The organism is Aeromicrobium sp. CnD17-E, from assembly GCF_024124745.1.
Taxonomy (GTDB): domain Bacteria; phylum Actinomycetota; class Actinomycetes; order Propionibacteriales; family Nocardioidaceae; genus Aeromicrobium.
The window spans coordinates 40,169-54,135 of the sequence record NZ_JAMXRU010000004.1; the positions used below are offsets into that span (position 1 = coordinate 40,169).

Here is a 13,967-nt window from a genome sequence, read left to right on the forward strand (position 1 = left end):
CCACCGTTCCACCCGCTCCACCGTCCGAAGGACATCCATGACTCCGTCGTCCCCCGTCGCCGCCCCTGTTGCCGACGCCGCAGCCGACGCTGCCGAGCTGCCTGCCGCCGTGGGCCTCGGCGGCACCGACAACGCCTCGCTCCGCGTCTTCCTCGAGGGGCTGCCCGCCGTCGACCCCGTCGGCGTCGAGGCCCGCGCGGCCCAGCTCGCGACCCGCTCGATCAAGAAGGACACCAAGCGTGCCCTCATCGACCTCGCCATCTCGATGGTCGACCTGACGACGCTCGAGGGCGCCGACACCCCCGGCAAGGTGCGCAACCTCTGCCGCAAGGCCGTGCAGCCCGACCGTGAGGTACCGGGGACGCCCTCGACCGCAGCCGTCTGCGTCTACCCCGACATGGTGGCCGTCGCTGCCGAGGCCGTGGCCGGCACGGGCGTCAAGGTCGCGTCGGTGGCCACCGCGTTCCCCGCGGGTCGCTCCTCGCTCGAGGTCAAGCTCGCCGACACGCGCCTCGCCGTCGAGGCCGGGGCCGACGAGGTCGACATGGTGATCGACCGCGGCGCGTTCCTCGCCGGCGACTACGCCACCGTGTTCGGACAGGTCGAGGCCGTGAAGGCGGCCTGCGGGGACGCCCGGCTCAAGGTGATCCTCGAGACCGGCGAGCTCGCCACCTACGACCACGTGCGCCGCGCGTCGTGGCTCGCGCTGCTGGCCGGCGGCGACTTCATCAAGACCTCCACCGGCAAGATCGCGCCGGCCGCCACGCTGCCCGTCACCCACGTGATGCTGCAGGCCGTGCGCGACCTCTTCGACCTCACCGGCGTGCAGCGTGCGGTGAAGCCCGCCGGCGGCATCCGCACCACGAAGGACGCCATCGCCTACCTCGTCGCCGTGCACGAGGTCGCCGGGCCGCAGTGGCTCGACCCGCACTGGTTCCGCTTCGGCGCCTCGGGCGTCGTCAACGACCTGCTGCTGCAGCGCCGCACCCAGACCCAGGGCCACTACAGCGGCCCCCGCTACGTCAGCGTCGACTGACCCCGTCGACCGACACCACCGAAGGACCCACCCATGGACCTCACCTACGCACCGGCCCTGGAGTCGGCGGCGATCGCCGCGATCAAGCCCCGCTACCAGCTGTTCCTCGACGGCGCGTTCGTCGACGGCGGCGGGGACGACCTGACCTCCGTCAACCCCGCGACCGGCGAGACGCTCACGACCGTCAGCACCGCGTCCGCGGCCGACGTCGACCGTGCGGTCGCCGCAGCCCGCCGCGCCTACGACGGCCCGTGGTCGCGCCTGGGCGGCGCGGAGCGCGGCAAGTACCTGTTCCGCATCGCCCGCGCGGTCGCGGAGCGCTCCCGCGAGCTGGCCGTCGCCGAGACCCTCGACAACGGCAAGCCGATCCGCGAGACCCGCGACTTCGACGTGCCCACCGCGGCGCAGCACTTCTTCCACCACGCCGGCTGGGCCGACAAGCTCGGCCACCTCGGCCTGGGTCCCGCACCGCGCCCGCTCGGCGTGGCCGGACAGGTCATCCCGTGGAACTTCCCGCTGCTCATGGCCGCCTGGAAGATCGCCCCCGCGCTGGCCGCCGGCAACACCGTCGTGCTCAAGCCCGCGGAGACCACGCCGGTCACGGCGTTGATCCTCGCCGAGATCCTCGCCGACGCCGACCTGCCGCCCGGCGTCGTCAACATCCTCCCCGGGGCCGGCGACGTCGGCTCCGCGATCGTCAACCACGCGGGCGTCGACAAGGTCGCGTTCACCGGCTCCACGCCCGTGGGCAAGCGGATCCAGTCCGAGCTCGCCGGCACCGGCAAGAAGCTGACCCTCGAGCTCGGCGGCAAGGGCGCGAACATCGTGTTCGCCGATGCGGCGATCGACCAGGCCGTCGAGGGCATCGTGTCGGGCATCTTCTTCAACCAGGGCCAGGTGTGCTGCGCCGGCTCCCGCCTGCTCGTGCAGGAGTCGATCGCCGAGGAGTTCCTCGAGAGGCTGAAGCGGCGCGTAGAGACGCTGCGCGTCGGCGAGCCGCTCGACAAGAACACCGACGTCGGCGCCGTGAACTCCCAGATGCAGTACGACAAGATCACGGGGCTCGTCGAGGTCGGGGCCGAGGAGGGAGCCGGCGTCTGGACGAGCAGCTGCACCCTGCCGGACCGCGGCTGGTTCGTCGCCCCCACGCTCTTCACCGACGCCACCGCCTCGATGCGGGTGGCCCGCGAGGAGATCTTCGGCCCGGTGCTCACCACCCTGACCTTCCGGACGCCCGAAGAGGCGCTCGCGAAGGCCAACAACACGCCCTACGGCCTGTCGGCGGGCGTCTGGACCGAGAAGGGCTCGCGCGCCATGGGCATGGCCGCAGGCCTGAAGGCCGGCGTCGTCTGGGACAACACGTTCAACAAGTTCGACCCGACCGCCTCCTTCGGCGGCTACGGCGAGTCCGGCTTCGGCCGCGAGGGCGGGACGGCCGGCATGGCCGCCTACCTCGACACCGACGACGAGGGAGCACTCTGATGGCACGTCTGACGGTCGCGAAGACCTACAAGCTCTACCTCGGCGGCGCCTTCCCGCGCTCGGAGTCCGGTCGTACCTACCAGGTGCACGACACGAAGGGTTCGCTCATGGCCAACGCCGCGCTCGCCTCCCGCAAGGACGCCCGCAACGCCGTCGTCGCCGCCCGGTCGGGTCTGGCGACGTGGGCCGGGGCGACCCCCTACAACCGTGGGCAGGTGCTGTACCGCGTGGCCGAGATGCTCGAGGCCCGGCGGGCCGACGTCGTCGAGCTCGTCGTGCAGAGCCGTGGCGTGAAGGTCGCCGAGGCGCGCGCCGAGGTCGATGCCGCGGTCGATCGGGTCGTGCACTACGCGGGCTGGACCGACAAGCTCTCGGCCGTCTTCGGCGGCGCGAACGCGGTGTCGGGCCCCTACTTCAGCTACTCCGCCCCGGAGCCGACGGGCGTCGTCGCGGTGGCCGCGTCGTCGGCGTCGCCCCTGCTGCCCCTGGTGAGCGCCGTGCTGCCGGTGCTGGCCGGTGGCAACACGGCGGTCGTCGTCGCGTCGCAGGCCGACCCGACGGTCGCGGTGACGTTCGCGGAGGTGCTGGCGACGAGCGACGTGCCCGCGGGCGTCGTCAACCTGCTCACCGGCGACCAGGCCGAGATCATGCCGTGGCTCGCCAGCCACGGCGACGTCAACGGCCTCGACCTCACCGGCGTCCCCGCCGACCAGCGCGTCGCCCTGGAGCGCGCGGCCGCCGACACGGTGAAGCGTGTCCACTCCCCCCGCCGCGAGCCCGACTTCACCGCCGCCCCCGGCACCGCCCGCCTCCGCGCCTTCCTCGAGACCAAGACCGTCTGGCACCCCGTCGGCGGAATCTCCCTCGCCAGCGGCTCCGCCTACTGACCGTCCAGCGGTTTACCACGGTCCCGTGGTAAACGTCGTCCTCCCGAGGCAAGGTTGCCTGGGGAGGACGATGTCTGCACCGGGAAGTTCCTGCCGTCCGCGACGCACTGCAGCCTCGACGCGACCGAGGAGCTCAGACCCCCGGCCGGGCGGCAGTCGCAGTGCCGCCTGAACCACGACCCACACTTCCCAAGGAGAACGTCGTCCTCCCGGGGAAAGTTTTCCTCGGGAGGACGACGTTCACCACGGTCCCGTGGTAAACCGCAGATCGTCAGGCGCCGGCGGCGATGAGGACGGTGACGGTCTCGGCGACGCAGGCGGGCTTGTCCTGACCCTTGATCTCGATCTGGTGGCGGAGGGTGACCTGCTGGCCGCGGTCGGTGTCGTGCACGTCGACGACGCTCACGCGGTTGCGGATCTTCGAGCCGACGGTCACCGGGGTCATGAACCGCACCTTGTTGAGCCCGTAGTTGACCCGTGCCACGTCGCCCGCGAAGGCGTACACCTGGGCGCCGAGGAACGGGAGCATCGACAGGGTGAGGTAGCCGTGGGCGATGGTCGCGCCGAAGGGTCCCTCCGCCGCGCGCTCGGGGTCGACGTGGATCCACTGGCGGTCACCGGTCGCGTCGGCGAAGAGGTCGATCCGCTCCTGGGACACCTGCACCCACTCGCTCACCCCGAGCTCGGTCCCCACCGACTCGGCGACCTCCTGCCGGTCGTTCAGCACACGCATGCCCTCGACCCTAGGCCATCGTCACTCGACACGACCCAGCACGACGTCGCGCGGGACGAACGGACCCGAGCCGATCCCGGCGGCACCGTCGAGGGCCTCCAGCGCGCGCTCGAAGCGCTCCGGCGTGTCGGTGTGCAGCGTCATCAGCGGTGCGCCGGCGCGCACCTCGTCGCCCGGCTTCGCGTGCAGCTCGACGCCTGCGCCCGCCTGCACGTCCTCACCGGGGCGCGACCGGCCGGCGCCGAGGCGCCAGGCGGCGATGCCGACGGCGAAGGCGTCCAGCGACGTGAGCACGCCGTCGGCCTGTGCCGTCACGACGTGCGTCTCGCGGGCGGTCGGCAGCGGTGCGTCCGGGTCGCCGTCCTGCGCGGTGATCATCCGCCGCCAGGCGTCCATCGCGCGACCGTCGGCCAGCGCGTCGGCGGGGTCGACGTCGCCCCGACCGGCTGCGGCGAGCATCTCGCGGGCGAGCGCCAGCGTCAGGTCGACGACGTCCGACGGTCCCCCGCCGGCGAGCACCTCGACCGACTCGCGCACCTCCAGGGCGTTGCCGGCGGTCAGGCCGAGGGGGGTCGACATGTCGGTCAGCAGCGCGACGGTCGTGACGCCCGCGTCGGTACCCAGCGCGACCATGGTCTCGGCCAGCTCGCGGGCGCGCGGCTCGTCCTTCATGAACGCACCCGACCCGACCTTGACGTCGAGCACGAGCGCACCCGTGCCCTCGGCGATCTTCTTGCTCATGATCGAGCTGGCGATGAGCGGGATCGCCTCCACGGTGCCGGTGACGTCGCGCAGGGCGTAGAGCTTCTTGTCGGCCGGCGCGAGACCCGAGCCGGCCGCGCAGATGACGGCACCGACGTCGTCGAGCTGGGCCAGCATCTCCTCGTTGCTGAGCGCCGCACGCCAGCCGGGGATCGACTCGAGCTTGTCGAGCGTCCCGCCCGTGTGCCCGAGCCCGCGGCCCGACAGCTGCGGGACGGCGACGCCGCAGGCCGCGACCAGGGGTGCGAGGGGCAGCGTGATCTTGTCGCCGACGCCGCCCGTCGAGTGCTTGTCGGCCGTGGGGCGGCTGAGGGAGGAGAAGTCCATCCGCTCGCCGCTCGCGATCATCGCGCCGGTCCAGCGGGAGATCTCGTCGCGGTCCATCCCGTTGAGCAGGATCGCCATGGCGAGCGCCGACATCTGCTCCGGCGCGACGACGCCGCGCGTGTAGGCGTCGACGACCCAGTCGATCTGGGCGTCGGTGAGCCGGTGGCGGTCGCGCTTGGCGGCGATCACCGCGGGCGCGTCGAAGGGTTCGTGCGTGGTCACAGGGTCACCTCGAGGGACTCGTAGCCGCGCAGCACCCAGGTGGGGCGGCGCGGGGCGGCGCCGTGCAGCGCGATGGTCGGGAAGCGGTCGAGCAGCCGGCGCACGGTGATCTCGAGCTCCACGCGGGCGAGCGGTGCGCCCAGGCAGAAGTGCAGGCCCATGCCGAAGCCGACGTGCGGGTTCGGGTCGCGGCCGACGTCGAAGGTGTCGGCCGCATCGAACGCTGCGGGGTCGCGGTTGGCCGAGCCCATCAGGCAGGCGACGGTCTCGCCCGCGCGCACGGTGACGCCGGCGACGTCGACGTCCTTCGTCGCCGTGCGCTCGAACATCTGCAGCGGCGCGTCGAAGCGGATGAGCTCCTCGAGCGCGGTGGCCGCGCTGACCTCGCCGCTCGTCACCCGGGCCTGCTGGTCCGGGTGCGTGAGGAGGGCGTGCATGCCGTTGCCGAAGACGTTCACCGACGCCTCGTGGCCTGCGTTGAGCAGCAGCACGACGGTGGCCACGAGCTCGTCGTCGCTGAAGCCCCGGGCCGCGGCGCCGGAGCCCTCCTCGCGCTCGGCGATCAGGTCGCTGACGAGGTCCTCCCCCGGCTCCGTCCGCCGCAGCGCGACCACGTCGCGCACGTACGCCGCGAACTCGTCGCTCGCCTGCACCGCTGCCGCTCGGACGTCGTCGCCGACGCCCTGCTCGTACATGTGCACGATGGCCTGCGACCAGTCGCGCAGACGGACGTGGTCCTCGCGCGGCACGCCGAGCAGGTCGGCGATGACGAACACCGGCATCGGCTCGGCGTAGCGGGCGAGCAGGTCGACGGGACGACCCGCCCGCAGGTCGGGCTCGAGGTCGTCGAGCATGGCGTCGGCGAGGGTCTCGATGCGCGGCGCCATCCGCTCGACGTGGCCGCGCGCGAAGGCACCGGCCAGCAGCCGTCGCATGCGCGTGTGCTCCGGCGGCTCGTTCTCCATGAGCTGGTTGCGGTGCAACGTGTTGAACGGCTCCATCTGCTCCGCCGGCTCCCAGTCGGTCCACAGCCGACCGAGGGCGCGGTTGCGCAGCACGGCGCTGACGGCGGCGTGGGTGGTGGCCACCCAGCGTCCCTCGCCGCTGCGCAGCATCGGCCCGGCGGCCCGCCACTGCGCCAGCAGCGGGTACGGATCGTCGAGGAGCGCCGGGTCGGTCAGGTCGGGTGCGGGCAGGTCGAGCGCTGCGCTCACGCGGGGTTCTCCTGGTCGGGTGCGGCGGGACCAGTGGTGTCGGCGGCGGCGTCGAGGTCGCTGCTGTCGAAGGCGTCCGGCAGCACCTGGTCCATCGTGACGACGCCACGGGCGGTGAGCAGCTCCATGGTCGGCCCGCCGTTCTCCCAGAGGAGCTGCCGGCACCGGCCGCACGGCATGAGCGGACGGCCCTCGCCGTCGACGCACGCGACGGCACGCAGACGTCCGCCGCCGGTGGCGTGCAGGGCCGAGACCATGCCGCACTCAGCGCAGAGCGCGACGCCGTACGCCGCGTTCTCGACGTTGCAGCCGAGCACGACGCGACCGTCGTCGACCAGCCCCGCCACGCCGACCTTGTACTGCGAGTACGGCGCGTAGGCGCGCTGCATCACCTCGGTGGCGTACCGGGTGAGCGCGTCCCAGTCGACGGGGTCGTCGGCGGTGCTGATGCCGAGTCCGAACGAGCCGGCCACTAGCCCGCACTCCCCTTCCGGTACGGCTTGCCGTCCGCGGCCGGCATCCGCAGGCGCTGCGAGAACAGCGCGAGCACCAGCAGCGTGGTCAGGTAGGGCGTCATGCCGGTGAGGTCCTCCGGCACCGAGCTGGTGAGGAAGTACCAGAGCGCGACGACGACGCCCAGCAGCGCGGCGACGAGCGCCGAGCGGCGGCCGTGCTGACGCCACTGCCAGATCGCGAGGGCGACGAGCCCGACGGCCACGAGCAGCAGCAGGCCGTGGATCGTGTCGCCACCGCCACGCAGGCGCAGCGTGTCGGTGTAGCCGAACAGGCCGGCACCGGCCAGCAGCCCGCCCGGACGCCAGTTGCCGAAGATCATGGCGGCCAGGCCGATGTAGCCTCGCCCGCCGGTCTGCCCGTCGCGGAACCCGTTGGCCGCGACCAGCGCCAGGAACCCGCCGGCGAGGCCGGCGAAGGCGCCGGACGTGACGACGGCGACGAACTTGTAGCGGATCACGTCGATGCCGAGCGACTCGGCGGCCGCCGGGCTCTCACCGACCGACCGCAGGCGCAGGCCGAACCGGGTGCGCCACAGGACGTACCAGGTGAGCGCGAACAGGGCCAGCGAGATCAGCGTCAGGACGCTGAGGTTCGAGACGAGCGCACGCAGGAGCGCGGCCGCGTCGGAGACGAGGAACCAGTTCCTCGCCTCCAGGTCGCCGAGCGGGTCGGCGAGCGCGCTGATCGTGATCGCCGGCAGGTCGTCGACCCGCGGCGACTGCGTCTGCCCACCTCCGGGGACGCCCGTGAACGCCAGCACGGCCAGGTACTGGACGGCGCCGAGGGAGATGATGTTGATCGCGACGCCGGAGACGATGTGGTCGACGCCGAAGAGGACGGTCGCGATCGCGTGCAGCAGGCCGCCCGCGGCACCCAACAGGATCGCGCCGAGCACGCCCTGCCACGGTCCGTAGAAGTAGCCGAAGTAGCCGGCACCGAACGTGCCGAGGATCATCATGCCCTCGAGGCCGATGTTGACGACGCCCGCGCGCTCGGCCCAGAGGCCGCCCAGACCGGCCAGGCCGATGGGCACGGCGGCGACCAGCGTCGCGCGCAGGGTGCCCGACGACGCGAGGTCGTCGGCGCCGGTGACGACGCGCAGGACCGCCAGGAGGACGAGCAGCCCGGCCAGGCCGAGCAGCACCTTGGCGAACGAGACGCGGGAGCGGCCCGCGGGGGCGGTCGGCGTGCCGCCGACGGGAGGGGTGGCCACGCTCATCGCCGCACCTCCGTGGGAAGAGCACGGTACGGAGGTGCCGCGATGAGGTGTTCGTGGATCACTCGCTGGCGCTCGCTCATCGCCGCACCTCCGTGGGAAGAGCACGGTACGGAGGTGCCGCGCTGAGGTGTTCGTGGATCACTCGCTGGCGCTCGCTCATCGCCGCACCTCCGTGAGGAGAGCACGGTACGGAGGTGCCGCGCTGAGGTGTTCGTGGATCACTCGCTGGCGCTCGCTCATCGCCGCACCTCCGTGAGGAGAGCACGGTACGGAGGTGCCGCGATGAGGTGTTCGTGGTTCCCTCGCTGGCGCTCGTTCATCGGTCTGCTCCCTCCGGGGTGGCGCCGGTGCGTCGTTCCGCGTCGAGCGCGGCGGCGACCTGGCGCTGCTCGAGGCGCACGCCGTAGCGGCGCACCACCTCGTAGGCGATGACGACGGTCAGGACGATGACGCCCTGCGTGATCTTGACGATGTCGGGCGAGACGTCCTGCAGGATCTGCAGCGGGTTCGACTGCTCGTCGAGGAAGGCGAAGAGCAGCGCGCCGAGGGCGATGCCGACGGGGTGGTTGCGACCGAGCAGCGCGATCGCGATGCCCGCGAAGCCCAGCCCGGACTGGAAGGTCGAGCCGTACGCGAACGCCTCGCCGAACAGGATGGGCAGGCCCACCAGGCCGGCGGCGGCACCGGAGAGCAGCATCGAGACGAGGATCATCTTCTTCACGTCGATGCCGGACGCGACGGCCGCGGTCTCCGAGAGTCCCGTCGCCCGCAGGTCGAAGCCGAAGCGGGTCTTGTTGATCACGAGCCAGTACACGACGCCGACGACGATCGCGATGAGGACGAAGCCGTACACCTCGTTCGGCGACCCGGGGAAGAGCGTGAACCCGGGGATGCGGCTGCCCTCGGGGATCTCCTTCGTCGCGGTGATGTTCGAGCCGGGGTCGTTCACGGCCGCCTTGCGCAGCAGGAAGGCCACGAGCGCCGTCGCGATGGCGTTGAGCATGATCGTCGAGATCACCTCCGAGACGCCTCGCGTCACCCGCAGCAGGCCTGCGATGCCGGCCCAGGCGGCACCCACGAGCATCGCGGCCAGGATGGCGGCGGCGGTGTTGAGCCAGCCGGGCAGCCATGCCTCGCCGGCCACGACCGCGGCGGCGAACGACGCGACGCGGTACTGGCCGTCGACGCCGATGTTGAAGAGGTTCATCCGGAAGCCGATGGCCACGGCGACGCCGGAGAGGTAGTAGACGGTGGCGCTGTTGACGATGTTCGTCAGGCCGCGCGCCTCCGGGATGCTGAGGATCTGCCCCCACACCCCGCCCACGGAGTCGCCCGCCACCACGAGCACGAGGCTCGTGATGAGGAAGGCCGCCACGAGGGCGAGCGCGGGCGCCGCGACCGCGAGGCCGATGCGCTTGAGTCGCTGGTCGGTCATGCGACGTCTCCTGCTGCGTCGTCGCCGGCGCCGGTCATGGCCGAGCCGAGCTGCTGGGGGGTGACGGTCGCCGGGTCGAACACGTCGGGGACGAGACGGCCGCGCAGGATGACGCGGATCGTGTCGGACAGGCCGATGAGCTCGTCGAGGTCGGCAGAGATGAGCAGCACCGCCAGGCCGTCGCGGCGGGCCCGCTTGATGTGGTCCCAGATGGCGGCCTGGGCTCCGACGTCGACGCCGCGCGTCGGGTGGGCGGCGACGAGCAGGCTCGGCTCCCCGGTCATCTCACGGCCGATGATGAGCTTCTGCTGGTTCCCGCCCGACAGCGCCCGGGCCAGCACGTCGATGCCGGGGGTGCGGACGTCGTACTCCTCGACGATGCGCTGGGTGTCGGCGCGGGCGCCCCTGCGGTCGATGAAGGGGCCCGAGACGTTGGGCTCGCGGGTCTGGTGGCCCAGCACGCGGTTCTCCCACAGCGGTGCGTCGAGCAGCAGCGCGTGACGGTGCCGGTCCTCGGGGATGTACCCGATGCCGGCCTCGCGGCGCCGCCGCGTCGACAGCCCGGCGAGGTCGGTACCGGACAGGCGCACGGAGCCGGTGGCCCCAGGGCGCATGCCCATGATCGCCTCGACGAGCTCGGCCTGGCCGTTGCCCTCGACCCCGGCCACGCCGAGGATCTCGCCGCGGTGGATCGTCAGGTCGACGTCGGACAGCAGCGGACGGCCGCCGGTGCCGGCGAGCCCCGCCGTGGGGGCCGGCAGCGTCAGGTCGCGGACCTCGAGCACCGGCTGGTCCGTCACCGTGGACGTCTCCGTGCTGGGGCTCGGCAGCTCCGAACCGACCATGAGCTCGGCCAGCTGGCGCGAGGTGACGCCGGCAGCGGGACGGGTGTCGACGGTCGTGCCGCGCCGCACCACCGTGACGGTGTCGGCGACCGACAGGACCTCGTCGAGCTTGTGGGAGATGAAGATGACCGCGAGGCCCTCGGCCTTCAGCTCGCGCAGGTTGTCGAAGAGCTCGTCGACCTCCTGGGGGACGAGCACGGCCGTCGGCTCGTCGAGGATGATCACCGACGCCCCGCGGTAGAGCACCTTGAGGATCTCGATGCGCTGGCGGGCACCGACGCCGAGGTCCTCGACGAGGACGTCGGGGTCGATGTCGAGGCCGTACGCCTCCGACAGGCGCCGGATCTCCGCACGGGCCGCGTCGCCGATGCCGTGCAGCTTCTCGGCACCCAGCACGACGTTCTCGAGGACCGTGAAGTTGTCGGCCAGCATGAAGTGCTGGAAGACCATGCCGACGCCGGCGCCGATCGCGTCGGACGGGGAGCCGAGGTCGACGGGGCGGCCCTGGATCTCGATCGTCCCGGAGTCCGGCTTCTGGACGCCGTAGAGGATCTTCATGAGCGTCGACTTGCCCGCACCGTTCTCGCCGACGATGGCGTGCACGGTGCCGCGGCGGACGTCGATGTCGATGTCGTGGTTGGCGATGACGCCCGGGAACGTCTTGCCGATGCCCCGCAGCCGGACGACGACGTCGCCGGTCTCGGGGTTCGTGGTGCCGTCGGGGACGGACGTGGTCACGCAGCACTCCTCTGCGGAGGGCCCGACCGTCGGCCGGGCGGGTGTCAGCGGGGTCGAGCAGGTCGGACGAACGGGTCACGGTCCGGCCCCACGCTCGCGCGCAGGGCCGGACCGCGTCAAGCCGTCAGGATCGCAGGGATCCTCGTCACTCGCTGGGGACGGTGATGGAGCCGTCCACGATCTGCTTCTTGTACTCGTCCAGCTTGCTGGCGATGTCGTCGACCTGGCCACCGGTCTTGGAGTAGCCGACGCCGTCGACCTTGAGGTCGTAGACGGTCGGGCCGGTCGGCGCCTCGCCGTCGGCGACACCCTGCAGGTAGGAGAACACGGCGACGTCGATGTTCTTGAGCATCGAGGTCAGGATGACGTCGCGCACCGACGGGTCGGCCGTGAGGGCCTGGTCGGAGTCGACACCGATCGCCTTGGCGTCGGCGTCCTTGGCGGCCTCGAACACGCCCGCGCCCGAACCGCCGGCCGCGTGGTAGACGATGTCGGCGCCCTTGTCGAACATGCCCTCGGCGGCGGTCTTGCCCTTCGCCGGGTCGCCGAAGCCGCTGAAGTCCGGCGGCTGGGTCAGGTAGCGGCTCTGGATCTCGATGTCGGGGTTGACGGCCTTGGCGCCCGCCTCGTAGCCGACCTCGAACTTCTTGATGAGCGGCGTCTCGACGCCACCGACGAAGCCGATGTTGTCGGACTCGGTCTTCAGCGCCGCGGCGGCACCGACGAGGAAGGAGCCCTGCTCCTCGGCGAACAGCAGGTTCGCGATGTTGTCGCCCTCGACCGCGTCGTCGACGATCGCGAAGTTGACCTCGGGGTTCTCCTTGGCGATCTTGCCGACCGCGGAGGAGTAGGCGAAGCCCACGGCGATGACGGGGTTGTAGCCGGCGTCGACCAGCTGCTGCAGGCGGCCCTCGCGTGCCGACTCGGCCTCGCCGTCCTGCGCCTCGGCGGTCTGCACCTCGAAGCCCAGCTCGCACTCGGCCTTGTCGAGGCCCTTGGCGGCGGAGTCGTTGAACGACTGGTCACCGCGACCGCCCACGTCGAAGGCCATGCCGACCTTGGTGTCGACCTTGGCGACGCAGTCCTTGCCGCTGGCGCTGCTGTCCTCGCTGTCGGTGCTCTTCTTGGCACAGCCCGCACCAGCGAGCACGAGCGCGGTCACACCGGCGACGGCGGTGACCTTCGTGAGACGACGCAATGTTCCTCCTCAGACTTCGCCGGCGAGCCCGGCACGCCTGCACCCTAACCGCGCGCAGGGTCCCGCGGGAGGGCCTCGGGTCGATTGCTCCGGGCCGTAACCGGATCGTCACCTTGCCGGGTCGGCGGTGGCGCGCTAGTGCAGCGTCGAGCAGGCCAGGACCTTCGCGCCGACGGCGATCGCGCGCTCGTCGATGCGCAGGTTGCCCTGGTGGAGGTCGTACGTCGGGCCGTCCGGCGTGCGGGTGCCGAGCCGTCCCATGGCTCCCGGCACCGCCTCGACGTACCAGGCGAAGTCCTCGCCACCGAGGCTCTGGCTCGTCGTGGCGACGGCGGCGGGTCCGATGGCGTCGGAGACGGCGCGGCGCAGGACCTCGGTGACCCCGAAGTCGTTGACCACCGGCGGGACGCCGCGCACGTACGTGACGTCGGCGCTGACGCCGAACGGCTCGATGATGTCGGCGATGAGGCCGCGGACGAGGTGCTCCGCCTGGTGCCAGGCGGCGGAGTCGAGCATGCGCAGCGTTCCGCTCAGCTCACCCGTGGAGGGGATGACGTTGGGCGCGTTGCCGGCGCGTACGGATCCCCACACGAGGCTCGCGCCGGACCGCGGGTCGAAGCGGCGCGAGAGCACGGCCGGCAGCTGGGTGACCAGGCTCGCGAGCGCGTAGGTGAGGTCCTCGGTGAGGTGGGGTCGCGACGTGTGCCCGCCGCGACCGGAGAGGGTCACCTGGATCCGGTCGGACGCGCCGGTGATCGGACCCTCCCGCAGGCCGACCTGGCCGACGTCGAGCGAGGGGTCGCAGTGCAGCGCGACGATGCGGGAGACACCGCGCAGCACCCCTGCGGACAGGAGCCGCAGGGCGCCGCCGGGCATGACCTCCTCCGCCGGCTGGAAGATCAGCCGCACGCGGCGGGGCAGACCACCGGCCTGGTGCAGCTCCTGCAGCGCGACCGCGGCACCCACCAGGGCCGAGACGTGGACGTCGTGGCCGCAGGCGTGGGCGACGCCCGGCACGGTGGAACGCCAGGGGTCGGACGTCGTGTCGTCGATGGGCAGCGCGTCGAGGTCGGCGCGCAGCGCCACGATGGGACCCTCCTCGGGCCCGACCTCGGCGACCAGCCCGGTGCCCTCGAACCGCTCGTGGACGAGACCCAGCTTGTCCATCCAGCCGGCCACCACGTCGGTGGTCCGCTCCTCGTGCCACGACAGCTCGGGGCTGGCGTGCAGGTCGCGGCGCAGCTCGATCAGGTCGGGTGTGACGACCTCGATCGAGCGGGCGATGGCTTCGACGGACATTCGGCCAGGATAGTCCCGCCCGGCACGTCCCGCGGGAGGTGTCCGCCGAGGGGG

At 72.1% G+C, this 13,967-nt stretch carries 12 protein-coding genes; 3 read left to right on the forward strand and 9 right to left on the reverse strand.

Annotated features, from left to right (window positions below):
* The first annotated feature begins 37 nt into the window (after positions 1-37).
* From deoC to NH339_RS01920, 3 genes are read left to right on the forward strand one after another with little or no spacing between them, the layout of a single operon-like run.
* On the forward strand, positions 38-1,036 hold the full coding sequence (gene deoC / locus NH339_RS01910) for a deoxyribose-phosphate aldolase (RefSeq protein WP_253021932.1): 999 nt from the start codon (positions 38-40) through the stop codon (positions 1,034-1,036).
* Between the two features lie 33 nt (positions 1,037-1,069).
* Positions 1,070-2,518 carry an aldehyde dehydrogenase family protein gene (locus tag NH339_RS01915; protein WP_253021934.1) on the forward strand — a complete coding sequence of 483 codons (1,449 nt, stop codon included), beginning with the start codon at positions 1,070-1,072 and terminating at the stop codon, positions 2,516-2,518.
* A complete protein-coding gene (locus NH339_RS01920) occupies positions 2,518-3,405 on the forward strand; it encodes an aldehyde dehydrogenase family protein (RefSeq protein WP_253021936.1) in 888 nt (295 codons plus the stop codon). The genes NH339_RS01915 and NH339_RS01920 overlap by 1 nt, the downstream gene beginning before the upstream one ends.
* A 271-nt stretch (positions 3,406-3,676) precedes the next feature.
* On the opposite strand, the gene NH339_RS01925 is transcribed toward NH339_RS01920, so the two are convergent.
* The 9 genes from NH339_RS01925 to NH339_RS01965 form a co-directional block, all read right to left on the reverse strand.
* Positions 3,677-4,138: a MaoC family dehydratase gene (locus tag NH339_RS01925; protein WP_253021938.1), complete on the reverse strand. Its 462-nt coding sequence runs from the start codon at positions 4,136-4,138 to the stop codon at positions 3,677-3,679.
* A gap of 21 nt (positions 4,139-4,159) precedes the next feature.
* Positions 4,160-5,449, reverse strand: a complete 1,290-nt coding sequence (locus tag NH339_RS01930; RefSeq protein WP_253021940.1) for a thymidine phosphorylase — start codon at positions 5,447-5,449, stop codon at positions 4,160-4,162.
* Positions 5,446-6,663: a cytochrome P450 gene (locus NH339_RS01935; protein ID WP_253021943.1), complete on the reverse strand. Its 1,218-nt coding sequence runs from the start codon at positions 6,661-6,663 to the stop codon at positions 5,446-5,448. The genes NH339_RS01930 and NH339_RS01935 overlap by 4 nt, the downstream gene beginning before the upstream one ends.
* Positions 6,660-7,136, reverse strand: a complete 477-nt coding sequence (locus NH339_RS01940; RefSeq protein ID WP_308207017.1) for a cytidine deaminase — start codon at positions 7,134-7,136, stop codon at positions 6,660-6,662. Before NH339_RS01940 ends, NH339_RS01935 begins: the two co-directional genes overlap by 4 nt.
* Positions 7,136-8,398, reverse strand: coding sequence for an ABC transporter permease (locus NH339_RS01945; protein ID WP_253021945.1), 1,263 nt, complete (start codon positions 8,396-8,398; stop codon positions 7,136-7,138). The genes NH339_RS01940 and NH339_RS01945 overlap by 1 nt, the downstream gene beginning before the upstream one ends.
* Before the next feature lie 316 nt (positions 8,399-8,714).
* Complete coding sequence (locus tag NH339_RS01950) at positions 8,715-9,833, reverse strand: ABC transporter permease (protein WP_253021948.1); 1,119 nt, start codon at positions 9,831-9,833, stop codon at positions 8,715-8,717.
* Positions 9,830-11,416, reverse strand: a complete 1,587-nt coding sequence (locus NH339_RS01955; protein ID WP_253021950.1) for an ABC transporter ATP-binding protein — start codon at positions 11,414-11,416, stop codon at positions 9,830-9,832. The genes NH339_RS01950 and NH339_RS01955 overlap by 4 nt, the downstream gene beginning before the upstream one ends.
* Positions 11,417-11,561: 145 nt before the next feature.
* A complete protein-coding gene (locus NH339_RS01960; RefSeq protein ID WP_253021952.1) occupies positions 11,562-12,614 on the reverse strand; it encodes a BMP family protein in 1,053 nt (350 codons plus the stop codon).
* Between the two features lie 135 nt (positions 12,615-12,749).
* Complete coding sequence (locus NH339_RS01965; RefSeq protein ID WP_253021954.1) at positions 12,750-13,913, reverse strand: amidohydrolase; 1,164 nt, start codon at positions 13,911-13,913, stop codon at positions 12,750-12,752.
* Between the last annotated feature and the right edge of the window lie 54 nt (positions 13,914-13,967).

Coding starts and splice junctions, on each gene's coding strand:
- NH339_RS01920 (WP_253021936.1), top strand. CDS start 2,518: ATGGCACGTCTGACGGTCGCGAAGACCTACAAGCTCTACCTCGGCGGC.
- NH339_RS01945 (WP_253021945.1), bottom strand. CDS start 8,398: ATGAGCGTGGCCACCCCTCCCGTCGGCGGCACGCCGACCGCCCCCGCG.
- NH339_RS01915 (WP_253021934.1), top strand. CDS start 1,070: ATGGACCTCACCTACGCACCGGCCCTGGAGTCGGCGGCGATCGCCGCG.
- NH339_RS01965 (WP_253021954.1), bottom strand. CDS start 13,913: ATGTCCGTCGAAGCCATCGCCCGCTCGATCGAGGTCGTCACACCCGAC.
- NH339_RS01925 (WP_253021938.1), bottom strand. CDS start 4,138: ATGCGTGTGCTGAACGACCGGCAGGAGGTCGCCGAGTCGGTGGGGACC.
- deoC (WP_253021932.1), top strand. CDS start 38: ATGACTCCGTCGTCCCCCGTCGCCGCCCCTGTTGCCGACGCCGCAGCC.
- NH339_RS01950 (WP_253021948.1), bottom strand. CDS start 9,833: ATGACCGACCAGCGACTCAAGCGCATCGGCCTCGCGGTCGCGGCGCCC.